The 25689-nt window shown below is 57.7% G+C and carries 23 protein-coding genes; 21 read left to right on the top strand and 2 right to left on the bottom strand.

Annotated elements, in window-relative coordinates; all coding sequences use genetic code 11:
- Window positions 1-29: 29 nt before the first annotated feature.
- The gene (gene dnaA / locus QVZ43_RS06565) at window positions 30-1481 is read right to left on the bottom strand and encodes a chromosomal replication initiator protein DnaA (RefSeq protein WP_302909303.1); all 1452 of its coding nucleotides are present in this window, start codon (window positions 1479-1481) and stop codon (window positions 30-32) included.
- A gap of 655 nt (window positions 1482-2136) precedes the next feature.
- Here dnaA and rpmH point away from each other — a divergent pair.
- From rpmH to QVZ43_RS06535, 6 genes are all read left to right on the top strand, one after another.
- Entirely contained in the window at window positions 2137-2271 is a 135-nt protein-coding gene (gene rpmH, locus QVZ43_RS06560) for a 50S ribosomal protein L34 (RefSeq protein ID WP_004579611.1), read from the top strand.
- Between the two features lie 13 nt (window positions 2272-2284).
- A complete protein-coding gene (gene rnpA / locus QVZ43_RS06555; RefSeq protein ID WP_223795070.1) occupies window positions 2285-2686 on the top strand; it encodes a ribonuclease P protein component in 402 nt (133 codons plus the stop codon).
- Between the two features lie 5 nt (window positions 2687-2691).
- On the top strand, window positions 2692-2988 hold the full coding sequence (yidD, locus tag QVZ43_RS06550; protein WP_302909302.1) for a membrane protein insertion efficiency factor YidD: 297 nt from the start codon (window positions 2692-2694) through the stop codon (window positions 2986-2988).
- Between the two features lie 4 nt (window positions 2989-2992).
- Window positions 2993-4690, top strand: a complete 1698-nt coding sequence (yidC, locus tag QVZ43_RS06545; protein WP_223795068.1) for a membrane protein insertase YidC — start codon at window positions 2993-2995, stop codon at window positions 4688-4690.
- Window positions 4691-4758: 68 nt separating this feature from the next.
- The gene (mnmE, locus tag QVZ43_RS06540) at window positions 4759-6129 is read left to right on the top strand and encodes a tRNA uridine-5-carboxymethylaminomethyl(34) synthesis GTPase MnmE (protein ID WP_223795067.1); all 1371 of its coding nucleotides are present in this window, start codon (window positions 4759-4761) and stop codon (window positions 6127-6129) included.
- Window positions 6130-6278: 149 nt separating this feature from the next.
- On the top strand, window positions 6279-7028 hold the full coding sequence (locus QVZ43_RS06535; protein WP_223795066.1) for a substrate-binding periplasmic protein: 750 nt from the start codon (window positions 6279-6281) through the stop codon (window positions 7026-7028).
- Window positions 7029-7121: 93 nt separating this feature from the next.
- Here the strand turns inward: QVZ43_RS06535 and QVZ43_RS06530 are convergent, their stop codons facing one another.
- On the bottom strand, window positions 7122-8942 hold the full coding sequence (locus QVZ43_RS06530) for an acyl-CoA dehydrogenase C-terminal domain-containing protein (RefSeq protein WP_302909301.1): 1821 nt from the start codon (window positions 8940-8942) through the stop codon (window positions 7122-7124).
- Window positions 8943-9262: 320 nt separating this feature from the next.
- On the opposite strand from QVZ43_RS06530, the gene QVZ43_RS06525 reads away from it, so the two are divergent.
- From QVZ43_RS06525 to atpG, 15 genes are all read left to right on the top strand, one after another.
- The gene (locus QVZ43_RS06525; RefSeq protein ID WP_420890906.1) at window positions 9263-9754 is read left to right on the top strand and encodes a DUF3833 domain-containing protein; all 492 of its coding nucleotides are present in this window, start codon (window positions 9263-9265) and stop codon (window positions 9752-9754) included.
- 24 nt (window positions 9755-9778) lie between these two features.
- The gene (locus QVZ43_RS06520) at window positions 9779-10876 is read left to right on the top strand and encodes an efflux RND transporter periplasmic adaptor subunit (RefSeq protein WP_302909299.1); all 1098 of its coding nucleotides are present in this window, start codon (window positions 9779-9781) and stop codon (window positions 10874-10876) included.
- Window positions 10877-10878: 2 nt separating this feature from the next.
- Entirely contained in the window at window positions 10879-14025 is a 3147-nt protein-coding gene (locus tag QVZ43_RS06515) for an efflux RND transporter permease subunit (protein WP_302909298.1), read from the top strand.
- A gap of 229 nt (window positions 14026-14254) precedes the next feature.
- Window positions 14255-15553, top strand: coding sequence for an MFS transporter (locus QVZ43_RS06510; RefSeq protein ID WP_302909297.1), 1299 nt, complete (start codon window positions 14255-14257; stop codon window positions 15551-15553).
- A gap of 340 nt (window positions 15554-15893) precedes the next feature.
- Complete coding sequence (gene mnmG, locus QVZ43_RS06505; protein WP_302909296.1) at window positions 15894-17780, top strand: tRNA uridine-5-carboxymethylaminomethyl(34) synthesis enzyme MnmG; 1887 nt, start codon at window positions 15894-15896, stop codon at window positions 17778-17780.
- Between the two features lie 9 nt (window positions 17781-17789).
- Entirely contained in the window at window positions 17790-18422 is a 633-nt protein-coding gene (gene rsmG / locus QVZ43_RS06500; protein ID WP_302909295.1) for a 16S rRNA (guanine(527)-N(7))-methyltransferase RsmG, read from the top strand.
- A 33-nt stretch (window positions 18423-18455) separates the two neighbouring features.
- Complete coding sequence (locus tag QVZ43_RS06495; RefSeq protein WP_302909294.1) at window positions 18456-19250, top strand: ParA family protein; 795 nt, start codon at window positions 18456-18458, stop codon at window positions 19248-19250.
- Window positions 19251-19310: 60 nt separating this feature from the next.
- On the top strand, window positions 19311-20186 hold the full coding sequence (locus QVZ43_RS06490) for a ParB/RepB/Spo0J family partition protein (RefSeq protein WP_302909654.1): 876 nt from the start codon (window positions 19311-19313) through the stop codon (window positions 20184-20186).
- A 266-nt stretch (window positions 20187-20452) separates the two neighbouring features.
- Window positions 20453-20854, top strand: coding sequence for a F0F1 ATP synthase subunit I (locus tag QVZ43_RS06485; RefSeq protein ID WP_223795057.1), 402 nt, complete (start codon window positions 20453-20455; stop codon window positions 20852-20854).
- Window positions 20855-20873: 19 nt separating this feature from the next.
- Entirely contained in the window at window positions 20874-21746 is an 873-nt protein-coding gene (gene atpB / locus QVZ43_RS06480) for a F0F1 ATP synthase subunit A (protein ID WP_223795056.1), read from the top strand.
- A 73-nt stretch (window positions 21747-21819) separates the two neighbouring features.
- On the top strand, window positions 21820-22077 hold the full coding sequence (gene atpE / locus QVZ43_RS06475) for a F0F1 ATP synthase subunit C (protein ID WP_012138088.1): 258 nt from the start codon (window positions 21820-21822) through the stop codon (window positions 22075-22077).
- Window positions 22078-22144: 67 nt separating this feature from the next.
- Window positions 22145-22615, top strand: a complete 471-nt coding sequence (locus QVZ43_RS06470; RefSeq protein WP_223795055.1) for a F0F1 ATP synthase subunit B — start codon at window positions 22145-22147, stop codon at window positions 22613-22615.
- A 15-nt stretch (window positions 22616-22630) separates the two neighbouring features.
- Entirely contained in the window at window positions 22631-23167 is a 537-nt protein-coding gene (locus QVZ43_RS06465; RefSeq protein WP_223795054.1) for a F0F1 ATP synthase subunit delta, read from the top strand.
- Between the two features lie 28 nt (window positions 23168-23195).
- Entirely contained in the window at window positions 23196-24740 is a 1545-nt protein-coding gene (gene atpA, locus QVZ43_RS06460; RefSeq protein ID WP_223795053.1) for a F0F1 ATP synthase subunit alpha, read from the top strand.
- A gap of 74 nt (window positions 24741-24814) precedes the next feature.
- Window positions 24815-25675, top strand: a complete 861-nt coding sequence (gene atpG, locus QVZ43_RS06455) for a F0F1 ATP synthase subunit gamma (RefSeq protein WP_223795052.1) — start codon at window positions 24815-24817, stop codon at window positions 25673-25675.
- Window positions 25676-25689: the final 14 nt, after the last annotated feature.

The following is a 25689-nucleotide window of genomic DNA, read 5'->3' as shown; positions in this document are numbered from 1 at the left end:
AAGGTTTATTCCAAACACGACCACCGGCATCAGGTGGTCAGCAATCGCATAAAATTCTGGTAGTCCTCCCGGATCCCCGGGTCGGTTTCCTGCAGTTCGACAATCTTCTTGCAGGCGTGCAGCACCGTGGTATGGTCCCGGCCGCCAAAAGCATCGCCGATTTCCGGCAGGCTGTGATTCGTCAGTTCCTTGGCCAATGCCATCGCCACCTGCCGGGGGCGCGTGACCGTCCGGGTCCGTCGCTTTGACAACAGATCCGCTACCTTGATCTTGTAATACTCAGCCACCGTGCGCTGGATGTTATCGATACTCACCTGCTTTTCATGCAGGGCCAGCAGATCCTTGAGGCTCTCCCGGATGAACGGAGGGGTGATCTCCGAGCCAGTGAAGTGAGCATTCGCTATCACCAGACGAAGCGCCCCCTCTAGCTCTCGAACATTCGACCGGATTTTCTGGGCAATAAAGAAAGCCGCTTCGCTGGACAGTTTCACGTTCGACTGATCGGCCTTCTTCATCAGAATCGCCACCCGCGTTTCCAGCTCCGGCGGTTCCACCATCACCGTCAGTCCCCAGCCGAACCGGGATTTCAGTCGTTCTTCCATGTCCACGATTTCTTTCGGGAACCGGTCGCAGGTGACGATCACCTGTTGCCCGCCCTCGAGCAGCGCATTAAAGGTGTGGAAAAACTCCTCCTGGGACCGTTCCTTGCGGGCGAAGAACTGTATATCGTCGATCAACAGTGCATCCACCGACCGGTAGTAGCGCTTGAATTCGTTGATTGCGTTCAGCTGCAGGGCCTTGACCATATCCGCCACAAATCGCTCTGAACGCAGGTAGGCCACTTTCGCACGGGGATTCTTGCGGACGATCTCGTTACCAATGGCATGCATCAAATGGGTTTTACCCAGGCCCACGCCACCGTAGAGAAACAACGGGTTGTAAGCGCCCCCGGGGTTTTCCGCCACCTGCATGGAGGCCGCTCTTGCCAGCTGGTTGGACTTACCCTCGACAAACGTTTCAAAGGTAAAGCCTTCATTAAGATAACTCTGGTGCTTGATGTCACCTTCCACCTGCACCGACCGGCGCTCCGTGTCGGCTGGCCTGGCCGCAGGCGCTGTGGTGGCTGTTGCGGCCACGCCTTTTTCTTCTTCCGTCAGTCGGCCGCCACTTTCTTCCTGCACTTTCCTTTTTTCTGGCTGTGGCGCCTGCGACCTCGCGACCGGTTCCCCCGCCTTGGGCGCAGACCCCACCTTCAAGGTCACTCTCGGCGCCTGGCCCCCACCGATATCCTTTAATACTTCTTCTATACGGCGCAGGTATTTTTCGTTCACCCAATCCATCACAAAGCGGTTTGGGGCAAACAGCATCAACTGCCCGTCCCGCTGATCGGATTGCAGCGGTCTCAGCCAGGTATTGAACTGTTGTGCCGGAAACTCGTCCCGGAGTATTTCAAGACATTGATGCCACATACGGTTTGGCACGTTGGCCAGCTCCAAAGTTCTACAACGGCACTCGTCGAAACGACCTTTCTTCATTTCAACAGGCGGACTGCGGATTTTACCCTGACACCCTCTTCAGTAAAAGGCTCACTCGCACTTCATGAACACCCTGTGGAAACTTTTTATAAGGTTTTTCATTTTGTTACGCACTTACCTACAGGCTTGTGTACAGAAAATTTCTTTCTTTGCAGTTACCCACACCCTTGTGTGTATACCCTGGGTTCAAGCTCGTGATGAGTACAGGGACAACCAGTGGGATAACTCCACCGAATCCCGGAAAGCCACTTTGTCCACATTTCCTATCAACGATGTCCACAGACCTTAAGGCCGTTTTTCAAGCCCCTTATCATCGCGCCATCACGCTGACCTTAAAGTGTTTTTCTTGGTTATCAACAGAAAACGGATACCCTAATAACAGTAATAAATATCTTTTAAAGAAATTCTAAAAAGACTTATTAACTCTTATTAGTCATTCGCCTGTTCCAGAATTCTCAGCCGTCCGCGTTTTCACGTAATACCCGAACGCTCAGAAGCATTGAATTCCAGACCGTATTTGCATAGAATGCCGCTCCTGTTTTGGCTGTACATTTTCCAGCCAGTTTGGAACTCCCAATTTACGAACTGTGAGATCATCACCATGAAAAGAACGTTTCAACCGAGCGTCCTGAAGCGTAAGCGCGTTCACGGCTTCCGTGCCCGTATGGCAACTGCCAATGGCCGCAAGGTAATTGCCCGTCGTCGCGCCAAGGGTCGCGCACGCCTGTCTGCGTAATCCCGTTCGCCTCATGAAGGCTTTGAGTTTCCCGAAATCACACCGTCTGCTACGACCAGCTGATTACGGCAAAGTCTTCAATGACGTGCAGATCAAGGTTCCTCATCGGAATTTTCTGATCCTGGCCACGCCGAACCAACTCGGCCACGCCAGGATCGGCTTGATCTTCTCCAAGAAGAACCTGAAGCTCGCCGTCCAGAGAAACCGGATCAAGCGTCAGGTCAGGGAAAGTTTTCGCCAGCAGCACCATCTGCCGGAAATGGATATAGTTCTTCTGGGCCGTCAGGGACTCAAAGACCTGGATAATCGGGCGATTCAGAAGGCACTGAGCGACCTCTGGCGACGACTGAACAAAAAGCATCAGCTCTCTCAGACGACCGAGGCTCCCCCTGCCGATCTCTCAGATAGGAGATAGGGTCAATGCGCAAACTCCTGCTCTTACCCATTCGCTTCTATCAGTACGCCATCAGCCCCATGATGGCTAGCCATTGCCGACACTACCCAACCTGTTCACAATACGCCGTCGAAGCCATTACGCATCACGGTGCCCTGAAAGGCCTTTTGCTTGCGACCAAACGATTGTCGCGATGCCATCCCTGGTCTGAAGGCGGTTACGATCCGGTACCTGGCACAGAACCACAACCTGAAGCATCGTGTGACCGACACGAGCTTGGGCCCAAGGCTCATTCACCAACTACTATCCGAACCAGACATTAATTTTATGGATATTCAACGCTTTGTCTTGTACGCCGGACTCGCCATCGTCAGTTACCTGATGGTGCTTTCCTGGAACGAGGATTATGGTCAGCCGGTAGAAACGGCCCAGGTCAGTGAAACCGCCTCCATCGAAGGTGGCACCGATGGCATGGTGCTTCCCCAGGAAGGCTCCGGCTCCAACACCGGCGAAGAGTTCTCGGTACCAGGAACCTCCAGTGATGAGCAGGCACCAGCTGCCAGCGATTCGGACGTAGCCAACCGGTTCATCACCGTTGAAACCGATGTGTTGAAACTGACCATCGATCGTGTGGGCGGCAATCTGGTTCGCAGTTCCCTGCTCAACTACGACGAATCACTGAATAAGCCCAAGCCGCTGGAACTCTTAACCAGCACCGAGTTCCGCACCTATGTGCTGGAAAGCGGTCTGATCGGCCGTCAGGGGCCGGACAGCCGTTCCAGTGGTTCAGCTCCGGTCTATCAGGCCAGTACCGATGCCTTTACCCTTTCTGAGGGTGAAGATCAGCTGACCGTGGATCTGAAACTGACCACCGAGCAGGGCGTCAACCTGACCAAGCGTTACATCTTCGAACGGGACAGCTATCAGGTGGACATCCGCTACCTGATCGACAACCAGTCCAGCGAATCCTGGCAGGCCAATTTCACCGGCAAGATTGTTCGTGATCAGGCCCCGGACCCCACCAGTCAGAACACCATGGGCATTCAGGCCTTCCTGGGGCTGGTCGTCAGCACTCCGGAAGATCCCTATGAAAAGATCGATTTGAGTGATCTGTCTGAAACACCTGTGAACCAACAGGTCACCAACGGCTGGATGGCCTTTTTGCAGCATTACTTCCTGACTGCCTGGGTGCCGGACCGCGACCAGCTTGCTCAGTTCCAGACTACCCGTCGGGGCTCTTTGCACGTGATGGGCTTCGTTTATCCGGCAACCAAGGTTGCCCCGGGTGAGAGCGCTGAAGTGGGTGCTCAGGCCTATGTCGGTCCCAAGATCATCGATCGTCTGGAAGCCATGGCTCCAAACCTGGACCGTACGGTGGACTTCGGCTGGCTGTTCTTTATCTCCCAGCCCCTGTTCATCATCCTGGACTGGTTCCACAGCCTCGTTGGTAACTGGGGTGTGGCGATTATCCTGTTGACCATTCTGGTCAAAGCTGTGTTCTTCCACCTGTCCGCCACCAGCTACCGGTCCATGGCCAAGATGCGTGCGGTTGCGCCCCAGCTGACCCGCCTGAAGGAACTGTACGGTGACGATCGCCAGCGCATGTCCCAGGAGATGATGGCACTGTACAAGCGGGAAAAGATCAATCCGCTCGGTGGCTGTCTGCCGATCCTGGTCCAGATGCCGGTGTTCATTGCCCTGTACTGGGTACTGTTCGAAAGCGTTCAGTTGCGCCACGCGCCGTTCATGCTGTGGATTCAGGATCTGTCCCAGATGGATCCGTACTTCATCCTGCCGATCCTGATGGGCGCCAGCATGTTCCTGCAAATGCACCTGAACCCAACACCACCGGATCCCATGCAGGCCAAGATCATGAAGATGATGCCGTTCATCTTTACCGTGTTCTTCCTCTGGTTCCCGGCCGGTCTGGTTCTCTACTGGCTGGTCAACAACATCCTGTCCATTGCCCAGCAGTGGTACATTACCCGCCAGATTGAAGCGCAAGTGGCAGGCAAAAACCGGTAAACGGTTTATCCTGATCCAGACAGAGGCTCCTTCGGGAGCCTCTTTGGTTTTGCCAGAAAGGAACACCCATGACCTCATCGTTCGATACCATTGCCGCCATTGCCACAGCCCCCGGACAGGCTGGTGTGGGTATCGTCCGGGTCTCGGGCCCGGCCGCCGGGAAGATCGCTCAGCGCATACTGGGCTATGAGCCCAGGCCCCGTTACGCCCATTACGGACCCTTCCTGGATTGCGAAGGCGAGCTGATCGATGAGGGCATCGGCCTGTTTTTCCCCAACCCGAATTCGTTCACCGGGGAGGATGTGTTCGAACTTCAGGGTCACGGTGGAACCGTCATTCTGGATCTTCTGCTCAGGGAGGTGTGCGACCTGGGAGCTCGGCTGGCCCGTCCTGGCGAGTTCTCGGAGCGGGCATTCCTGAACGACAAGCTGGATCTGGCCCAGGCGGAGGCCATTGCCGACCTGATTGAAAGCAGTTCCGAGCAGGCTGCCCGCTGCGCCGTACGTTCCATGCAGGGGGTGTTTTCCCAGCGGGTCAACGATCTGGTGGATGCGGTCACGCACTTGCGTATCTACGTCGAGGCGGCAATCGACTTTCCCGAAGAGGAGATCGATTTTCTTGCCGATGGTAAGGTTGCGGCCGATTTGCAAGGTCTGCTCGAGCAGCTGGAGACGATTCTGGCCGAGGCCCAGCAGGGCACTATCCTGCGGGATGGCATGAAGGTAGTGATCGCCGGCCGGCCCAATGCCGGGAAATCCAGCTTGCTTAATGCGCTGGCCGGACGCGAGGCGGCGATTGTCACCGCCATCGAAGGCACCACCCGGGATGTGCTGCGGGAACATATCCACATCGATGGCATGCCCCTGCACATCATCGATACCGCGGGTCTGCGGGACAGCCCTGATGAGGTGGAACGTATCGGCATCGAGCGGGCCTGGGAAGAAATCCGCCAGGCCGACCGCATCCTGCTGATGGTGGATGCGACCACCACCCCGGAAACCGAACCTCACGAGATCTGGCCGGACTTCATTGACCAGTTGCCGGCAAATGCGCCGGTATCGGTGATTCGTAACAAGGTCGACCTGTCTGACGAGCCGGTGGGCATCAGCGCCGCGCCCCATCATTCCGCACCGGTAATCCGGCTGTCGGCGAAATCCGCCGAAGGGCTGGAAGTACTGCGGGACCACCTGAAGCAGTGCATGGGCTTTGCCAGTACCACCGAGGGTGGCTTCCTGGCCCGGCGCCGGCATCTGGATGCCCTTGAGCGCGCCAGAGAGCTCCTGGTACAGGGACAAAATCAGTTGGAAGGGTACGGAGCAGGGGAGTTGCTTGCCGAGGATCTACGGGCGGCTCAGGATGCGCTGGGAGAAATCACCGGTCACCTGTCGCCGGATGAACTTCTGGGCAAGATCTTCAGCAGTTTCTGTATCGGGAAGTAGCGGGTCCTCATTCGTAGAGGCTTCTTCCCATTACGAAAACTAACAATTTATCTCTGCCACAGCGCAGCAGCCTAGGTAAACTCCCTCGGATTTTCCGGAGCCTACCGTGGTTTCCGACGCTCATGTTTTACTGGTTAAGGAGATAACCTGTGCAAAAGATCATCGCTTTCTTCGTTGCCGTGCTGGGTTTTACCAGCGTTTCAGTTCCTGCCCTGGCGACTGAAAAACTGTATATCTACACCGAGAATTTTCCTCCCTACAACATGAGTTCCACCGGGCGGGCCTTCGAGCATACCGGTGAAGGAATTGATGGCCTGTGTACCGAGTTGGTGAAGGCAGTTCTTGACGCGTCTGAACTGGATTATGTCATCAAGCTGCGCAACTGGGACTACGGTTACAACCGGGCATTGAGCAAGAAGAACCATGGTATTTACTGCACCACGTATACCGAAAACCGTGCGCCTGAGTTCCAGTGGGTTGGACCGCTGACCAGTAACCTGTGGACCGTTTTTGCACCGGCCGGCTCGGATCTGGAGATTGATAGCCTGGAGGACACCAAAGACATGCTTTATGCCGGGTATCGGGGGGATGTCATGACCGAGTACCTGCTGGAGCGTGGCTATCAGGTCTCTGAAATGGAAAGTGACGACGTGAACCCCAAGCGCCTGGAGTTGGGACAGGTAGACCTCTGGATTGCGGATCGTCTGGCGGGTCCTTACTTTGCGTCACAGCAGAATGTGGAAGGACTGGTGCCCGTTTACTCGTTCAATAACACGGAACTGTACCTTGCCATGAATCTGGAAACCCCCGATGAGGTCATGGATAAGCTGAATGAAGGGCTTGAAACCATCAAGCGTAATGGTTTGTACGAGGCGCTTCAGACCAAATACGGGCTCTGACAGAGCACTCCGTTGTCTGCACCAGGGGGAAGCCGATCGCTTCCCCCTGGTCATGAACAAGGTGCCTAAACCAGCCGCCTGCTTTTGTCGGTCTCAGCGGGTGCAGGCCATATCGCCCGCCTCGAGTTGCATCATCGTATTCGCTGGCGCGAGCATGGTGGTGGCATGGCCCTGCGCCCTCGGCAACAGGCGCTGATAGTAGAATTCCGCCGTCGCCAGCTTGGCCCGGTAGAAGGCCTCGCTCTCCTCGCCACCGGTGTCCAGCTTTGCCACCGCCACTGCTGCCTGTCGGGCCCAGATGTAGGCCATGGTCACGTAGCCGCTGTACATCAGGAAGTCGGTGGCCGCCGAGCTGACCACATCCCGGTCCTTGCGCGCGGCCAGCATGACTCTGACCGTGAGCCAGTTCCACTGGCCTGTCAGTTTTAGCAGCTCCAGTGCCATCGGGCGGAGCTGACTGTTGGTCAGGTGTTTGCGGGCGAAGTTGGCGACCTTCAGGGTGAATTCCCGGACGGCGCCGCCTCTGGTCATCAGCAGGACCTTCCGGCCAAGGAGATCCAGCGCCTGGATGCCGGTGGTGCCCTCGTACAGGGTGGCAATGCGGGTATCCCGGACAATCTGTTCCATGCCGTGTTCGCGGATGTAGCCGTGGCCGCCGAACACCTGCATACCCAGATTGGCCGCCTCATTTCCCAGTTCCGTGAGGAAGCCTTTCAGGATCGGGGTGAGGAAGCCCAGCTTGTCATCGTACTTATCCACAGCCTCCTGATCCCCGCGCACATGGCCATCGACCATGTGGTCGGCCAGCCGGGCCGCGTAATACAGCATGGCCCGGCCGCCCTCGGCAATGGCCTTCTGAGTCATCAACATACGGCGCACATCGGCATGGTAAATCAGGGCATCGGCCACCTGCTCCGGTTCCTTCTTGCCGGACAGCGCCCGCATGGAGCGGCGTTCCCGGGCATAGTCCAGTGCCCATTGATAAGACAGCTCGGCGGGCCCGACACCCTGGATGGCGGTGCCGATGCGCGCGGTGTTCATAAACGTGAACATGCATTCCAGGCCCTGGTTCTCCGGGCCGATCAGATAGCCCGTCGCATGGTCGAAGTTCAGCACACAGGTGGCTGACGCCTTGATGCCCATTTTTTTCTCGAGCCCGCCGCAGGTCACACCGTTCCGCTCTCCGACACCACCGTCCGGGGTGGGCAGGAACTTGGGCACGATAAACAGGCTGATACCCCGGGTGCCCTTGGGCGCATCCGGCAGGCGCGCCAGTACGATGTGAATAATGTTCTCGGTGAGGTCATGATCCCCGGAGGAGATGAAAATCTTGGTGCCGGTCAGCTGGTAGCTGCCGTCGGTCTGGGGCTCGGCTCTGGTCTTAACCTGGCCCAGGTCGGTGCCGCACTGAGGCTCGGTCAGGCACATGGTGCCGCTCCAGCGGCCCTCAACCAGGGGTTCCAGATAGGTCTGCTGCTGCTCGTCACTGCCGTGCAGAAACAGCGTATTCATGGCCCCGAGCGACAGGCCCGGGTACATAGAAAACGACCAGTTGGCGGTGCCCATCATTTCCTGCTTGAACAGGCCCATGGAGGCGGGTAGTCCCTGGCCGCCAAACTCCTCCGGAGCGGACAGGCCCTGCCAGCCCCCGCTGGCGTATTGCTGGTAGGCGTCCCGGAAGCCGTTGGGGGTTCTGACCTCACCATCCTCCAGCCGGCAGCCTTCCTCATCGCCGGTCTGATAGAGCGGACTGAGCACTTCCTCGCAGAACCGGCCACACTCATTCAGTACCGCGTCGACAATGTCTGGGGTGGCGTTGGAGCCGGTGCTCAGGGTGCGATAGTGGCCGGGGTAATCGAACACTTCGTTGAGCAGGAATTTCATATCGCGCAGTGGTGCTTTGTAACTGGGCATACCGGATCCTCGCTGGTCAGCATCTCGGAGAGGCGCGGGGCTTGCTGCCTCCAATAGCGCAGGTTTTACGGCATTCCAGAAGTACTGCCATTGACGAAAACCGCTCGGACCACTGTCAAAAGAGCGAATTGGCCGAAATGACGGATCAGGATCCAGGCCATCTCGTTGCTGATCGGTGACCGGCGAAGAGGCGTATGAGTTGGAGGGCCAAGGCCGTTTATCCACAGACCAATACGAGTGTAAAAGTCATGCAAATTCCGATTGATAGGGGCCACTCATCTGGCCTGATTCGCCATCTGTGGTTACTGTGTTGTGTCTGGATCCTGACGGGCTGCGCCGGACCTTCCCTGGAGGATTACGACACCCGGGAACCGACACTGGTTCCCAGTGAATTTTTCACCGGTAATCTTTCCGCCCGTGGTGTGGTCAAGGATTTCTCCGGTGAGGTCATCCGCACCTTCGACGCCGACATCAAAGCCAGCTGGACCGAGGATGGCACCGGTACCCTGGATGAAGTGTTCCGCTTCGACGACGGTGAGGTGCAAACCCGGGTCTGGACCCTGACACCGGTCGAGGACGGGTACCGCGCCACCGCCGGTGACGTGGTGGAGCCGGGCCTGATGCGCTGGCAGGGTAATGCGATCCATATGAATTATGTGCTTCAGGTGGCCTATGGCGATGGTACTCTGGATGTACGAATGGACGACTGGATGTACCTGGTGACTCCGGACACCCTGATAAACCAGACCACCATGAGCAAGTGGGGCATTGATGTGGGCGAGGTGGTACTGGTTATCCAGAAGCGCCCCTGACACGACGGAAAACAACGGAATCTTATGGGCAAACAATGGCTGGTTGCGCTGGTATTGGTGGGTGTCGGGGCTGGTGCTCTGTTCACCTTCGAACGGCTTGGTACGCACACTGCGGTCGACAGCCAGCGGGAACGGCCTGCAAGAGTAGTGAATACTCGCTTACCGGAGACAGACACGGTTCGGGACTTGGTGAAGTCGGTCGGGAGTCTCAGCGCCCTGAGGGCCGTTGAATTGACGGCCGAGGTGAGCGGGCGCGTGGTCTCGCTCAACCTGACTCCCGGAGCCCGTGTCGCGCAAGGTGACGTGCTGGTGCAGCTCGATGATCGCCAGGCCAGGGCCGACCTACGGGTGATCGAAGCGCGTCTGGCCGAAGCCCGCCGGCAGCTGGAGCGGGCCCGCAGTCTGCGCGCCAACAACAGTATTTCCCAGTCCCAGGTGGATGAACTGGCCACCACTGTCCGGATCGCCGATGCCGAGCGTGAAGCGGCGCTGGTGCGGCTGGAGAACCATCGCATACGGGCACCATTCGCGGGTGTGGTTGGTCTGAGTGACCTGTCCGAGGGCGCCTACATCGCGGTCGGCGCGATCCTGACCACGCTGGATGAGATTGACCGTATGGAACTGAAGTTTTCCATCCCGGAACGATTCCTGGCTGATCTTCGGGTCGGGCTGCCGGTCGAAGGTGTCGCCCCGGCGTATCCGGACCAGCCCTTCCGCGGTGAGCTGGCGAAGCTGGGGACCCGGGTCGACCCGGTCAGCCGGACCCTGCCGGTCCGTGCGCTGATCGATAATCCGGAGGGGCGGTTGCGGCCGGGCCAGTTCATGTCGGCAACCGTCACCCTGCAGGAGCGCGAGGCTCTGGTGATTCCGGAGCAGGCGGTGATGGTGCGGGGGGACGAGCAATACGTGTTTGTTGCCGAGGATGGTGTGGCCCGACGAGTATCGGTAGGCATCGGTGCCCGGATGCCGGGCAGGGTAGAGATCACCCGTGGGCTGGGTCCGCAGGATGCCGTGGTCGTCACCGGTCAGGACCGGCTCAGCAGCGGTGAACGGATTCGGGTGGTCGACGACCAGAATGCGATACCGGACAACCGGTTCGCCGGTGCGCTGGAGTCTTCCTGACCATGGTGTTGTCGGATATTTCCATCAAACGCCCGGTGTTTGCCACCGTCGTCAGCCTGCTGATTGTGGTGTTCGGCGTGGCGGCGCTCCTGGGCCTGCCGGTGCGTGAGTATCCGGACATCGATCCGCCCGTGGTGTCCATTGCCACCAATTACCCCGGTGCCGCCGCGGAGGTGGTCGACACCCAGGTAACCCAGGTCATTGAAGGTGCCATCAGTGGCATCGAGGGTATCCGTTCCATTGAATCCTCCACCGAGCAGGGGGAGTCCCGGACCAGTGTGGAGTTTTCCACAAGCCGGGATGTGGATATTGCTGCCAATGACGTCCGCGACGCGGTTGCCCGGGTGGCTGACCAGTTGCCCGACGAAGCCGAGACACCGACCGTCAGCAAGGCGGACTCCGACGCCCGTCCGGTGCTGTGGGTCACCCTGCGCAGTGACGTGTGGGACAGTGCCGAACTCACCGATTTCGCCGACCGGGTGCTGGTGGACCGGTTATCGGTGCTGGAAGGCGTGGCGGATGTGATCATCGGTGGGGAACGACGCTACGCCATCCGGCTCTGGCTGGATCTCGAACGCATGGCCGCCCGCGACATCACGGTGGCCGAGGTCGAACAGGCCCTGCGCAGCAACAACGTGGAATTTCCGGCGGGCTCGGTGGATTCCGCCAACCGAACGTTTACGGTGCGTGCCGACGGCCGGTTATCCACGGTGGGGGAATTCCGTTCCCTGGTGCTGCGGCGGGATGACGCCGGACTGCTCAGGCTGGGGGACGTGGCGGAAGTCCGGATGGGGGTGGAATCCGACATTACCCGGTTGCGTGCCAACGGGCAGACCGCCGTCGGTCTGGGCATTATCCGGCAGTCAAAATCCAACATCGTGGCGGTGTCGGATGCCGTGCAGGCTGAACTCGATACCATACGCAGCACTCTGCCGCCGGAAGTCACCCTGACCAGCAGTTACGACGAGTCCATTTTCATCCGGGCCTCCACCCGGGAGGTCCTGACCACCCTGGCCATTGCCGTGTCGCTGGTGGTGCTGGTGATCTTCGTCTTCCTTCGGTCCTGGCGGGCGACCCTGATCCCGGCGGTGACCATTCCCGTGGCGGTGATCGGTGCCTTTATCGGGCTCGGTTTTCTGGGCTTCTCGATCAACGTGCTCACCCTGTTGGCGGTGATCCTCGCCATCGGTCTGGTGGTGGACGATGCCATTGTCATGCTGGAGAACATTCAGCGCCGGATTGATCAGGGTGAGCCGGCGTTGCTGGCCTCGTACCGGGGCGCCCGGCAAGTAGCGTTCGCGGTGGTTGCCACCACGCTCACGCTGGTAGCGGTGTTCGTGCCGATCTCGTTCATGGGCGGTAACGTGGGGCGCCTGTTTGCCGAGTTCGGCTTCACCCTGGCGGCCGCGGTGGTGGTCTCCAGCCTGGTGGCACTGACTTTGACTCCCATGCTGTGCTCAAAGTGGCTGCGCCACAGCCCGGAAACCGACGAAGGGCATCGCCTGTGGGCTGCCTCGGAACGGGTGTTCAATGGCCTGACCCGGGGCTACGAACGGTTGCTGGGCGCCTCCCTGCGTCTGCCGGGCTTATTGATTGGCCTGGGGCTGGTGGGCACCCTGATTTCGGCACTGGTCTACCCGAAGCTGGCCCAGGAATTGGCGCCGACCGAAGATCGGGGCATCATCATCCTGCCGACCAGTGCGCCCCGTGGCTCGACGGTGGAATATACCGACCACTACGTGCGCCAGGTTGAGCAGGTCCTGATGCCCTATCTGGAAAGCGAGGCCGCGGACCGGCTGCTGGCCATCGTTGGTTTTCGCAACGAGGAAGATAATGCGTTTCTGATTATGGGGCTGACGCCCTGGGAGCAGCGAAGCCAGAAACAGCAAACCATCACCAACGAATTGCGTGTGAAACTAGGCCAGGTGTCCGGTATCCGGACGGTGGCGGTGAATCCTGCCGGGCTGGGACGGCGTGGTTTTGGCCAGCCCCTGGAGTTTGTGATTGCCGGGCCGGATTACGACTCGGTTCAGGCCTGGGGTGAGGAAATACTGGAACGGGCCAGGGAAAACCCGAATCTGCTCAATCCGGATATTGATTTCGAACTCACCCGGCCAGAACTTAGGGTGTCCATTGACCGTGAGCGGGCGGCGGATCTGGGCATTACCGTGCAGGATGTGGGGACCACCCTGCAGACCTTGCTGGCGTCCCGCAGTGTCACCACCTACGTCGACCGGGGGCAGGAATACGACGTGATTCTGCAGGCGGCGGACCGTGACCGTGCCACCCCGGAGCACCTTGGGCAGATCTTCATGCGCACCCGGGACGACGGCGAACTGATTCCGCTGCAGGCGCTGGTGAACGTCGAGGAAGCGGGTACCAATCCGGACCTGAAACGCATCGACCGGTTACCCGCGGTGGTGCTCAGTGCGTCCCTGGCCGACGGCTACGACCTGGGCTCGGCGCTGAATTATCTCAATAATCTGGCTGTGGATAACCTGCCGCCGGAGGCCCGGACCAGCTACCAGGGTCTGGCCCGGGAATTTGAGGAATCCTCAGCGGCGGTGTATGTGACTTTTGGTCTGGCCTTTCTGGTGGTGTTTCTGGTGCTGGCTGCCCAGTTTGAAAGCTGGATTCATCCACTGATCATCATGCTGTCGGTCCCGCTGGCGGTCACCGGCGCTCTGTTGGCGCTCTGGTGGTCTGGCATCAGCCTGAATATCTACAGCCAGATTGGCATCATCATGCTGCTCGGTCTGATGGCCAAGAATGGCATTCTGATTGTCGAGTTCGCCAACCAGCTTCGTGACCGTGGCTACGATATCCGGGAGGCGATTCTCAAGGGCGCCAGCCTTCGCTTCCGGCCAGTGCTGATGACCACCATATCGACGGTATTCGGTGCGGTGCCCCTGGTGCTGGCGTCCGGCGCCGGCGCCGAGAGCAGGGCGTCCATTGGCATGGTCATTCTGGGTGGCCTGGTGTTCGCCACCACCTTGACGCTGTTTTTGATCCCGGTGCTCTACAACCTGCTGGCCCGCTTCACCCGCCCAACCCGTGCCATTGAGCAGGAGCTGGATCGCCTGGCCTCCGGTTCTTCGGGAGGCGCTGGCACGGCGTCTGCTCCGCAGGGCAGGGCAGAAAATTTCTGATTCTTCGGCCAGTCAGGATCCCCTTTACAGGGTGGCGGGAAACGCTATGGCAAAGGTCGCCTACTCGGGCTAGGTTACTCATGGTAATGGTCTCTGAACCTGCTGGGCGTTACTGCTTTCCGTGCCTCAGCAACCGCCCGGTACAGAGCGTTGTCCTGCTTCGGGTTTCCGCCCCGACGCAGTGCAAGAAAGCAAACGGCTTGTGGATAAGTGCATCAAAAGGACGCCTATGGCAAAGCACAGTCAGTTCCGGTTGTTGGCCGAGCGACGTTTCCTGCCCTTTTACCTCACTCAGTTTTCCGGGGCGTTTAACGACAACCTGTACAAGAATGCCTTGCTGCTGTTGATAACGTTCAGCGCGGGCGGTGTGATGGGGATGTCCGTCAATCTGGTGGTTAACCTGGCGGCCTTTCTGTTCATCCTGCCGTTTTTCCTGTTTTCCGGCATTGCCGGCCAGCTTGCAGACCATTATGAAAAGTCCCGTATTATCCGCTGGGTCAAGCTGGCAGAGATCCTGATCATGGGGCTGGCCGCCGCCGGTCTCTGGTTTGGCTGGTATGAGTTGTTGTTGGTGTTGCTGTTTCTGATGGGCACCCAGTCCACGTTCTTTGGACCGGTAAAATACGCGATTCTTCCACAGGTTCTGTCCGACGATGAGCTGGTGGGCGGCAATGGTCTGGTGAGCATGGGTACCTTTGTCGCCATCCTCCTCGGTACCATTGCGGCAGGCTTGTTGATGACGCTGGAAGCTCCGGCGCGCTATACAGCGGTGGGCGTTGTGGTCATGGCGGTTCTCGGGTATCTGGCGGCCCGAAAGGTACCACCGACTCACGACCGGCATTTCGCGGTGACGGTGCGTCTTCGTCCGGTGGTGGAGACCTGGAGGTTGATAATATTGGCGGCACAGCGTCGTCAGGTTCTGCTGGCCATCCTCGCCATTTCCTGGTTCTGGTTCCTCGGCGCGGCCTACCTCACCCAGTTTCCGAATTTTTCCCGGGTTCATCTGGGTGGGGACGAGACCGTGGTCACCCTCCTTCTTGCACTGTTCACGATCGGCATTTCCGTGGGGGCGTCCCTGTGCGAGCGATTGACCCGGCACAGGGTGTCCCTCAAGCCCGTGCCCTGGGGGGCGCTGGGATTGAGCCTGTTTGGTATCGACCTGTTCTTTGCTGTGCCGGATTTCCCGGAGTCTTCGATCTGGCTGACGTTCCTGACCAACCCAACCTATCTCCGGGTGCTGATCGACCTGATCGGAGTGGGTATCTCCGGGGGGCTGTTTATTGTGCCCCTGTATGCGTTTATCCAGCATGAAACGCCCGCTCACCAGCGGGCACGAATCATCGCCGCGTTGAACGTGATCAATGCGCTGTTTATGGTGATCAGCGCATTGGCGGGTATGGTGGTACTGGGGATTTCAAATGTGGATATCCCGGGTTTTCTGTTGTCTCTATCTCTACTTAATGGCGTCGTTCTGGCGCTGGTTACCTATCTGCGTACCCGAGAGTTTTCGGTTTCTGTGGATAAATAGTTGAACAACCTTCGTATAATTCGTGGATTAAAATAAAAAAATGTCTATATAACAATTGTTTGACGTTGTTTTACATGTTCCGTAAGCGTCTTTTTACTTGTGGATATTTTTTTGAAAACTCTTCTGAACAGGTTTCTACAAGGCGCTGAAAAGCTGTGGGTTTCGGCAAATCCCTACGGTTGTCCGCATGATAACTGGCAGTTTCTGGGCGCGTTTCGGTCTGTACCACTTCCACCGGTCGTTCACGGTGGTTAAAATTTGCACATTCACACTGCATTTTGACAGGCGAGACGTTATACTCGCCGCCCTGTTTTTATCCCCCTGATTTCTGAGGTGAACTGTGGATTTTCCGACCCGTTTCGATGTCATTGTCATTGGTGGCGGTCATGCCGGTACCGAGGCCGCTCTGGCGGCAGCGCGCATGGGCTCACAGACCCTGCTGCTGACGCACAACATTGAGACCTTGGGGCAGATGTCCTGTAACCCGGCCATCGGGGGTATTGGCAAAAGTCACCTGGTGAAGGAAATCGATGCCCTCGGCGGCATCATGGCGAAAGCGACCGACCAGGCGGGAATCCAGTTCCGCGTCCTGAACAGTCGCAAAGGGCCCGCCGTCAGGGCTACCCGAGCCCAGGCGGATCGAGTCCTCTACAAGGCCGCAGTGCGTCATGCGCTGGAGAATCAACCCAACCTGACACTGTTCCAGCAGGCAGCAGATGACCTGATTGTGGAAAACGACGTGGTGACCGGTGTGGTCACCCAGACCGGCATTCGATTCCGCGCACCCAGCGTTGTGCTGACCACCGGCACGTTCCTGGGTGGCGTTATCCACATTGGCATGCAGCATCACGCCGGCGGGCGTGCGGGTGATGCGCCTGCCAACGCTCTGGCGGCGCGCCTGCGGGAGCTTCCCTTCAATGTGGGTCGTCTGAAAACTGGTACACCCCCGCGTATCGATGCCCGCTCGGTGGATTTCTCCGTGATGGACGAGCAGTGGGGCGATAACCCGACACCTGTCATGTCGTTTGTGGGCAGCCGGGATGACCATCCGGAACAGATCTGCTGTTATGTGACCCGCACGACGGAACGGACCCACGACATCATCCGCAGCGGCTTTGATCGTTCGCCCATGTTCGCCGGCAACATCGAGGGCGTCGGGCCACGCTATTGCCCGTCCATCGAGGACAAGGTCAATCGCTTTGCCGACAAGGACTCGCACCAGATTTTCGTCGAGCCGGAAGGCCTGACCACGAATGAGCTGTACCCGAATGGAATTTCCACCAGCCTGCCGTTCGATATCCAGCTGGCAGCGGTGCGCTCCATCCCGGGTTTTGAGAATGCTCACATTACGCGCCCGGGGTATGCGATCGAGTATGACTACCTGAACCCGCAGGATCTCCGCCATACCCTGGAAACCAAGTTCATCGGTGGCCTGTACTTTGCGGGCCAGATCAATGGCACCACCGGCTACGAAGAAGCCGGTGCCCAGGGCTTGTTGGCCGGTATTAATGCGGCTCTAAGAGCGCAGGAAAAAGACGAGTGGTACCCGCGCCGGGATGAGGCGTATTTGGGGGTTCTGGTAGACGACCTAATCACCATGGGCACCAGCGAGCCGTACCGCATGTTCACCAGCCGGGCTGAGTATCGCCTTATTCTGCGGGAAGACAACGCCGATCTGCGTCTGACCGATGTCGGCCGCAAACTGGGTCTGGTGGACGATGACCGCTGGCAGAAGTTCAACGACAAGCGTGAGGCTATTGCCCAGGAGCGGACTCGTCTGGAGTCGACCCGGATTCATCCGAACACCGACGCGGGGGAGCGGGCCAATGGCTTCCTGAAGCAGCCGCTGAATCGGGACCAGTCGCTGGCGGAGCTGTTGCGCCGTCCGGAAATCGACTACAGCCACATTGCCGACATTGGGGCGGAACGGGTGAGTGATGCCAACGTTGCCGATCAGGTGGAAATCGAGATCAAGTACGAGGGGTACATTTCCCGCCAGGCGGATGAGATCGAGCGTCTGCGCCGGAACGAAAATACCCGTCTGCCAGTCGATCTGGATTACGACCAGATTGGTGGCCTGTCCAATGAAATCAAGCAGAAACTCCAGGCCGTGCGCCCGGAAACCGTCGCCCAGGCGTCCCGGATTCAGGGCGTGACCCCGGCTGCGGTCAGCCAGATTCTGGTGCATCTCAAGAAGCGTGATCTACTGAAGAAGCAGAGTGCCTGAGCCGCGCCTATGACCAATTCACTCTGGCAGCGCCAGCTCAGCGATGGGCTGGCGACCATGACTATCTCCCTCAGCGAAGGCCAGCAGGAACAGTTGCTGGCCTTTCTGGCTTTGCTCAACAAGTGGAACCGGGCCTACAACCTGACCGCCGTCCGTAATGAGACGGAAATGGTGTCGCGACAACTGCTCGACAGCCTGAGCATCCTGCCCTGGGTACAGACCGATCACCTGCTCGATGTGGGCGCCGGCGGTGGTTTGCCGGGTATTCCGCTGGCGATCGCTCTGCCGGATAAACAGTTCACCTTGCTCGACAGCAACGGTAAGAAGACCCGTTTCCTCAACCAGTGTGTTCTGGAGCTGGGTCTGAACAATGTGTCGGTCATCCATGGTCGCGCTGAGGATTGCCAGCCTGAGCAGCCTTTCACTCAGATCAGCAGTCGGGCGTTCACGGCATTGGAAAACCTGGTGGACTGGTGTGGTAGCTTGTTGGCGAAAGAGGGCGAGTTTCTTGCCATGAAAGGCCAGTTTCCGGATGATGAAGTGGCTGCCCTTCCTGCCGGTTGGCAGGTAAAATCCCGTCATACCCTGGCGGTTCCCGGAGCAGACGGTGAACGCCACCTTCTGGTGGTTGGCCGGGCATAGCAATTCCAGACATCCCCAAACAGGAGACCAGACATGGCGCGCGTGATCGCAGTGACCAACCAGAAAGGCGGCGTGGGAAAAACCACCACCTGTGTCAACCTTGCTGCGTCTCTGGCTGCCATAAAGCGCCGGGTTCTGCTGGTGGATATGGATCCGCAGGGCAACGCCACCATGGGCAGTGGGGTGGATAAAAACGCCCTCAAGCTCTCTGGTTACGATGTGCTGACCAAGCGAGCATCGGCTGCAGAGGTGGTCTTTCTGGCCGAGGCATCGGGGTTCAAGCTGCTACCGGCCAATGGGGATTTGACCGCGGCCGAAGTTGAACTGATGAATGAAATCGGTCGTGAGCACCGCCTTCGCCTGGCTCTGAACAGCGTTCGTGATGACTACGACTACATCCTGATCGACTGCCCGCCGTCACTGAGCCTGCTCACGGTCAACGCCCTGTCGGCTGCGGACTCGGTACTGATCCCGATGCAGTGCGAGTACTACGCACTGGAGGGGCTGGCCGCACTGATGAACACCGTCGAGCAGATCCAGGAAACCGTCAACCCGGAGCTGGAGATCGAAGGTCTATTACGCACCATGTACGACCCCCGAAACAGCCTGACCCTGGATGTTTCTGCCCAGCTGAATGAGTATTTCGGTGACAAGGTCTATCGTGCCGTTATTCCCAGAAACGTACGTCTCGCCGAAGCGCCCAGTTATGGCATGCCGGCCCTGAAATACGATCGCGCCTCGAAAGGGGCCGTGGCTTATCTGGCCTTGGCTGGCGAAATGGTGCGCCGGCATGGCGCAAAAAAGACATCTGAGCCGGTTGCGGTGTAACATACCGTCCTGTCATTGACTGACATCGATCGAATTACAACAGGAAGAATGACTGACACCATGGCGGCGAAGAAAAGAGGATTGGGTGAGCGTGGACTTGGCGCCCTGCTGGCGGGTTCCAAGGTGAATCTGGATCAGGAAGTGGCCGAACACGACGGTGAACTGCGTGAAGTACCCATCGATCTGATTCAGCGCGGACGCTACCAGCCCCGCCGGGACATGGATCCGACCGCGTTGCAGGAACTGGCCGACTCCATTCGACAGCAAGGGGTCATGCAACCGGTGGTCATTCGTCCGATCGGTGAAGGCCGCTATGAACTGATTGCCGGTGAACGTCGCTGGCGCGCTACCCAGATGGCGGATCTCGAGCGCATTCCGGCCATCATCCGCGATGTACCGGATGAAGCGGCCATCGCCATGGCGCTGATTGAGAATATTCAGCGCGAAAACCTGAATGTTATTGAAGAAGCCTTCGCCCTCCAGCGCCTGCAGGACGAATTCGGATTGACCCAGGCGCAGGTGGCCGAAGCCGTGGGCAAGTCCCGCACCACCATCACCAACCTGCTCCGTTTGATCAGTTTGACCGAAGACGTGCGATTGATGCTTGAGCACGGCGATCTGGAGATGGGCCACGGTCGTGCCATGCTGACCCTGCCCCCGGAGCAACAGATGCAGGTGGCCAAGCAGGTGGTCGCCAAGTCTCTTTCGGTTCGCCAGACAGAGGCCCTTGTTCGTCGAATCCAGCAGGAAAAACCCGGTGACCAGAAGCGGGAGCCGGCTGCCTTGGATCCCAATATCCGGGCCTTGCAGGATGACCTCGCTGAGCGCCTTGGCGCCCGGGTCTCCATTGCGCACGGTCAGCGTGGTAAGGGCAAGCTGGTGATCGAATACAGTTCTCTGGACGAACTCGACGGAATATTGGGCCATATCAAGTAATTTGTGACCAGGGCATCGTTTTCGGTGCCATTTTGTAGCGCTGAATCGAACGGCTACACAACATGTAGTGGTCCTTCATCGTTTGTTCGCCTATTTGTGTCCCAACGCCTGAAATCCCTCTGCTCAAGCAGTTTTGCGCCACCTAACCGGCCCCGCGTTTTGTTGATTCACATCACTTGAACACATATAATCTCCGCGCTCGTATCGGTGTGGTTGTCTACTTTTTGAACTGCAACGGGTAAATGCACCGTATTCCCGGGAAGAAAATGACGAAACCAGCTCCACGCGGTTTACACCGCCCACCGATTGCACGGTGGTTTTTTTTACAAGGTGTAGTGTTGGTGGTGGTTAGCCTGGCGTTTCTTGGTTTGCGCGGTCAGGTATCGTGGTATTCAGCGCTTTTGGGTGGCACCATTTTTTTGCTGTCCAACGGTTATTTCGCGCTCAAGGCATTCCGCTACTCCGGCGCGCGGTCTGCCAAACAGATCATGAATTCTTTTTACAAGGGTGAGGCCGGCAAGCTCATCCTTTGCGCCGTTGGTTTCACAATGGTGTTCAAATGGATTCAGCCGCTCGACATCGCGGCACTCTTTTTAACATTTGCGATCATGCTGGTTACCAATTGGTTTACGCCAATGCTGGTGGGCAGCAAAACGCAGCAAAGCTAACTGGACCTGGGAACCCGTTATGGCAGGAAGTGCATCCGAATACATAAAGCATCACCTCCAGAACCTGACCTACGGCAAACTGCCAGCCGGCTATGAGCGGGCTGACGGAACCGTACTCGAAGAATCAACCTGGACACTCGCCCACACCGGGCAAGAAGCCTCTGACATGGGCTTCTGGGCTCTTCATATCGACTCACTTGGCTGGGCCATTGGTCTGGGCGTTCTGTTCCTTTTCCTGTTCCGCATGGCCGCCAAGCGCGCGACATCCGGCCAGCCGGGCGGATTGCAGAACTTCGTGGAAGTCATGGTCGAATTCGTTGATAACAGCGTAAAAGAGACGTTCCACGGGAAAAACAAGGTTATTGCGCCTTTGGCACTGACCATCTTCTGCTGGGTTTTCCTGATGAACCTGATGGACCTGGTGCCGGTAGACTTCCTGCCGCAGCTGTTCCATATGATGGGCCTTGAGTACATGAAGGTGGTACCGACCACGGATGTGAACGTGACTCTGGGTATGTCCCTGTCCGTGTTCGCTCTGATCATCTACTACAGCCTGAAAGTGAAGGGCGTGGGTGGCTTCCTGGGCGAATTGACCCTGCACCCGTTCTCTTCTGACAACCTGTTCCTGAAGATCCTGCTGGTTCCGGTAAACCTGCTGCTGGAAGGCGTGAGTCTGATCGCCAAGCCGATCTCCCTGGCTCTGCGTCTGTTCGGTAACCTGTATGCCGGCGAGCTGATCTTCATCCTGATTGCGCTGCTGCCGTTGTGGGCGCAGTGGACACTGTCTGTACCCTGGGCGATCTTCCACATTCTGGTCATCACCCTGCAGGCATTCATCTTCATGATGTTGACGATCGTGTACCTGAGCATGGCTCACGAAGACAGTCACTGATCGGACACCATTGAGACGTAGTTTTTAAACCCTAACCCCTTAAATTGAAACTTAACTGAAACTAGGAGTTATCATGGAAACTGTAGTTGGAATGACCGCTATTGCTGTTGCACTGCTGATCGGCCTGGGCGCCCTGGGTACTGCAATCGGCTTTGGTATCCTCGGTGGAAAATTCCTGGAAGGCGCTGCGCGTCAGCCGGAAATGACCCCGATGCTGCAGGTTAAAATGTTCATCGTTGCTGGTCTGCTTGACGCCGTAACCATGATCGGTGTTGGTATCGCTCTGTTCTTCACTTTCGCCAACCCGTTTGTCGGCCAGATCGCCGGTTAATTGAGTCTGTCACCGGGGCCCCGACCCCGGTCAATGATTCTGAACGAAACAGGCGAGAGGTGAAGACGTGAACATTAATTTGACGATGATTGGTCAAGCCATCGCGTTCTTTATCTTTGTCGTCTTCTGCATGAAATACGTGTGGCCGCCGATTATGGCCGCACTGCAGGAGCGTCAAAAGAAGATCGCTGACGGCCTGGCTGCTTCTGATCGTGCCGCGCGCGACCTGGAACTGGCTCAGGAGAAGTCTGCCCAGGAACTGCGTGAAGCCAAGCAGCAAGCAGCAGCCCTGATTGAAGAGGCCAACAAGCGTGCCGCCCAGATTGTGGAAGCTTCCAAAGACGAAGCCCGCAAGGAAGGCGATAAGCTGATTGAGCAGGCCAAGGCCGAAATTGAGCAGGAGCGCAATCAGGCTCGTGACGCTCTGCGTGCAGAAGTTGCCGCAATTGCTGTCGCCGGTGCTGAGAAAATCCTGGAAACCTCTGTCGATGCCTCCAAGCACAACGAAATGTTGGAAAAACTGGCGGCAGAACTGTAAACGACGAGGTTCATCATGGCAGAACTGAGAACGCTGGCCCGACCCTACGCTAAAGCAGCATTTTCCGCCGCTCAGGAGCTGAATCAGCTCGCCGAGTGGGACAAGGTGCTGACCGTGGCTGGTCAGGTCACTGCGAATGCAGACATTCGACGGCTTCTCGCAAATCCGGGTCTCGAAGAGCAGAAGAAAGCGGAACTCATCCTGGAGGTTGCCGGCGAAGAGGCGACCGATCAGGTTCGCAATTTCTTCTCGGTGCTCGCTGGAAACCAGCGTCTGGCGCTTCTTCCGGAGATTGCAGTGCTCTTCAACACGTACCGGGCTGACCTGGAGCGCACTGTTGACATTGACGTCACCTCAGCATTTGAGCTGACGGACGAACAGCAACAGAAGCTCGCCCAGGCACTGTCCGAGAAACTCGAGCGGAAAGTGTCACTCGCAGCGTCGTTGGACAAGTCTCTGATTGGTGGCGCCGTCATTCGCACTGGCGATCTGGTCATCGACGCATCTGTACGCGGAAAGCTGAAAAAGCTGGTCGAGACTCTGGGCTCCTGATTTCAGCACAAGGTTTGAGGATATTGGCATGCAGCAACTGAATCCATCCGAGATCAGTGACATCATTAAGAAGAGAATCGAAAAGCTCGATATCTCTTCCGAAGCAAAGAACGAAGGTACGATCCTGTCCGTTTCTGACGGCATCGTACTGATCCACGGTCTTGCCGACGTAATGTACGGTGAGATGATTGAATTCGCTAACGGCACTTACGGTATGGCTCTGAACCTGGAGCGTGATTCCGTAGGTGCGGTTGTTCTGGGTGACTACGAGGATCTGGCCGAAGGTCAGAAGGTTCGTTGCACCGGTCGCATCCTGGAAGTACCGGTTGGTCCGGAACTGCTGGGCCGCGTTGTCGACGGTCTGGGTAACCCGATCGACGGCAAGGGCGATCTGGGCACTGACCTGACTTCTCCGGTTGAGAAGGTTGCTCCGGGCGTTATCGCTCGTCAGTCCGTTGATGAGCCGGTACAGACCGGTCTGAAAGCGATCGACACCATGGTTCCCATCGGTCGTGGTCAGCGTGAGCTGATCATCGGTGACCGCCAGATCGGTAAGACTGCGGTTGCCATCGACGCGATCATCAACCAGAAGAACACGGGCGTAAAGTGTATCTACGTTGCCGTAGGTCAGAAGCAGTCTTCTATCGCTGCGGTAGTACGTAAGCTGGAAGAGCACGGCGCTATGGACCACACCATCGTGGTTGCTGCGGGTGCTGCTGATCCTGCAGCGATGCAGTTCCTGGCTCCGTACGCCGGTACTGCGATGGGTGAATACTTCCGTGACCGCGGTGAAGACGCCCTGATCGTATACGATGATCTGTCCAAGCAGGCTGTAGCCTACCGTCAGATCTCTCTGTTGCTGCGTCGTCCGCCAGGCCGTGAAGCCTACCCGGGTGACGTATTCTACCTGCACTCACGTCTGCTGGAGCGCGCTTCCCGCGTTAACGCCGACTACGTTGAGCAGCTCACTAACGGTGAAGTGAAAGGTAAGACCGGTTCTTTGACCGCGCTGCCGATCATTGAGACCCAGGCCGGTGACGTATCTGCGTTCGTACCGACCAACGTAATCTCCATCACCGACGGTCAGATCTTCCTGGAAACCAACCTGTTCAACTCCGGTATCCGTCCGGCGATGAACGCAGGTATCTCTGTATCCCGTGTTGGTGGTGCAGCCCAGACCAAGATCATGAAAAAGCTCGGCGGTAACATCCGTCTGGCCCTGGCTCAGTACCGGGAACTGGCCGCGTTTGCCCAGTTCGCTTCCGACCTTGACGAAGCAACCCGTAAGCAGCTCGAGCACGGTCAGCGTGTTACCGAACTCATGAAGCAGAACCAGTACAGCCCGCTGTCCGTGGCTGAGATGGGTACGGTTCTGTTTGCAGCCAACGAAGGCTTCTTGGACGACGTTGATGTCGAGAAAGTGGTTAAGTTCGAAGCGCAGCTCCTGGACTGGATGCGTTCCGAGCAGAAAGAACTGCTGGACAAGATCAACGTTAAGGGCGATTTCAACGACGAAATCGCTGCCGGCCTGAAAGCTGCACTGGAGAAATTCAAGACCACTCAGAGCTGGTAAGAAAGCAGGCCTGCAACCCCGGTTGCAGGCCAGTTTCGTAGCAACGAGTGTCTAACTTGAGAAGGCAGTGAGTTATGGCCGTCGGCAAAGAAATACGTAACCAGATATCAAGCATCAAGAGCACGCAGAAGATCACCAGCGCCATGGAAATGGTTGCGGCGAGTAAGATGCGTAAAGCTCAGGATCGCATGCAGGCAACTCGTCCGTATGCCGATAAGATGCGTCAGATGATCGGGCACATTGCCAAGGCGAATGCTCAGTACAAGCACCCGTTTATGGTGGAGCGTGACGTTAAGCGCGTCGGCTACATCGTGGTGTCAACTGATCGTGGCCTCTGTGGTGGTCTGAACATCAACCTGTTCAAAGCGCTTGTCCGCGAAATGAAAGCGTGGAACGAGAAAGGCGTGGAGGCTGATCTTTGTGCGATCGGTCAGAAAGGCGCGTCCTTTTTCCGGAGCTATGGCGGCAATGTCGTTGCGGCATTGACCCACCTGGGTGACAACCCAAGCTCAGACAAGCTCATCGGCAACGTCAAGGTTATGCTGGACGCGTTCTCAGAAGGCAAGATCGATCGTCTGTATCTTGTTTCCAACGAGTTTGTGAACACCATGACCCAGAGCCCGAAGGTGGAGCAACTACTGCCCCTGCCTCCGAGCGAAGACGACGAAATCAAGAACCAGTGGGATTACATCTACGAGCCGGACGCCAGGCAGATTCTTGAAGGCCTGATGCCGAGATTCATCGAGTCCCAGGTTTACCAGGGCGTGGTTGAAAATCTGGCTTGTGAGCAGGCTGCACGGATGATTGCCATGAAGAGCGCTACCGATAACGCTGGCAGCATCATTGACGAGCTTCAGTTGGCGTACAACAAAGCCCGTCAGGCAGCGATCACCCAAGAGATTTCGGAGATTGTGAGCGGCGCGGCATCGGTCTGATCCCGCCCACGATC

It is taken from the genome of Marinobacter suaedae (assembly GCF_030519635.1).
Lineage (GTDB): Bacteria > Pseudomonadota > Gammaproteobacteria > Pseudomonadales > Oleiphilaceae > Marinobacter > Marinobacter suaedae.
Note: the sequence above shows the minus strand (reverse complement) of the source record. Positions and strands in the feature narration are given on the sequence as shown.

Bases quoted from the DNA above. Each gene is read 5' to 3' on its own strand.
- atpB (WP_223795056.1), top strand. From the start codon at position 20,874: ATGGCAGGAAGTGCATCCGAATACATAAAGCATCACCTCCAGAACCTG.
- QVZ43_RS06495 (WP_302909294.1), top strand. From the start codon at position 18,456: ATGGCGCGCGTGATCGCAGTGACCAACCAGAAAGGCGGCGTGGGAAAA.
- QVZ43_RS06530 (WP_302909301.1), bottom strand. From the start codon at position 8,942: ATGCCCAGTTACAAAGCACCACTGCGCGATATGAAATTCCTGCTCAAC.
- atpA (WP_223795053.1), top strand. From the start codon at position 23,196: ATGCAGCAACTGAATCCATCCGAGATCAGTGACATCATTAAGAAGAGA.
- QVZ43_RS06520 (WP_302909299.1), top strand. From the start codon at position 9,779: ATGGGCAAACAATGGCTGGTTGCGCTGGTATTGGTGGGTGTCGGGGCT.
- yidD (WP_302909302.1), top strand. From the start codon at position 2,692: ATGCGCAAACTCCTGCTCTTACCCATTCGCTTCTATCAGTACGCCATC.
- QVZ43_RS06515 (WP_302909298.1), top strand. From the start codon at position 10,879: ATGGTGTTGTCGGATATTTCCATCAAACGCCCGGTGTTTGCCACCGTC.
- rnpA (WP_223795070.1), top strand. From the start codon at position 2,285: ATGAAGGCTTTGAGTTTCCCGAAATCACACCGTCTGCTACGACCAGCT.
- QVZ43_RS06510 (WP_302909297.1), top strand. From the start codon at position 14,255: ATGGCAAAGCACAGTCAGTTCCGGTTGTTGGCCGAGCGACGTTTCCTG.
- yidC (WP_223795068.1), top strand. From the start codon at position 2,993: ATGGATATTCAACGCTTTGTCTTGTACGCCGGACTCGCCATCGTCAGT.
- atpE (WP_012138088.1), top strand. From the start codon at position 21,820: ATGGAAACTGTAGTTGGAATGACCGCTATTGCTGTTGCACTGCTGATC.
- QVZ43_RS06485 (WP_223795057.1), top strand. From the start codon at position 20,453: ATGACGAAACCAGCTCCACGCGGTTTACACCGCCCACCGATTGCACGG.
- rpmH (WP_004579611.1), top strand. From the start codon at position 2,137: ATGAAAAGAACGTTTCAACCGAGCGTCCTGAAGCGTAAGCGCGTTCAC.
- QVZ43_RS06490 (WP_302909654.1), top strand. From the start codon at position 19,311: ATGGCGGCGAAGAAAAGAGGATTGGGTGAGCGTGGACTTGGCGCCCTG.
- atpG (WP_223795052.1), top strand. From the start codon at position 24,815: ATGGCCGTCGGCAAAGAAATACGTAACCAGATATCAAGCATCAAGAGC.
- rsmG (WP_302909295.1), top strand. From the start codon at position 17,790: ATGACCAATTCACTCTGGCAGCGCCAGCTCAGCGATGGGCTGGCGACC.
- mnmE (WP_223795067.1), top strand. From the start codon at position 4,759: ATGACCTCATCGTTCGATACCATTGCCGCCATTGCCACAGCCCCCGGA.
- QVZ43_RS06465 (WP_223795054.1), top strand. From the start codon at position 22,631: ATGGCAGAACTGAGAACGCTGGCCCGACCCTACGCTAAAGCAGCATTT.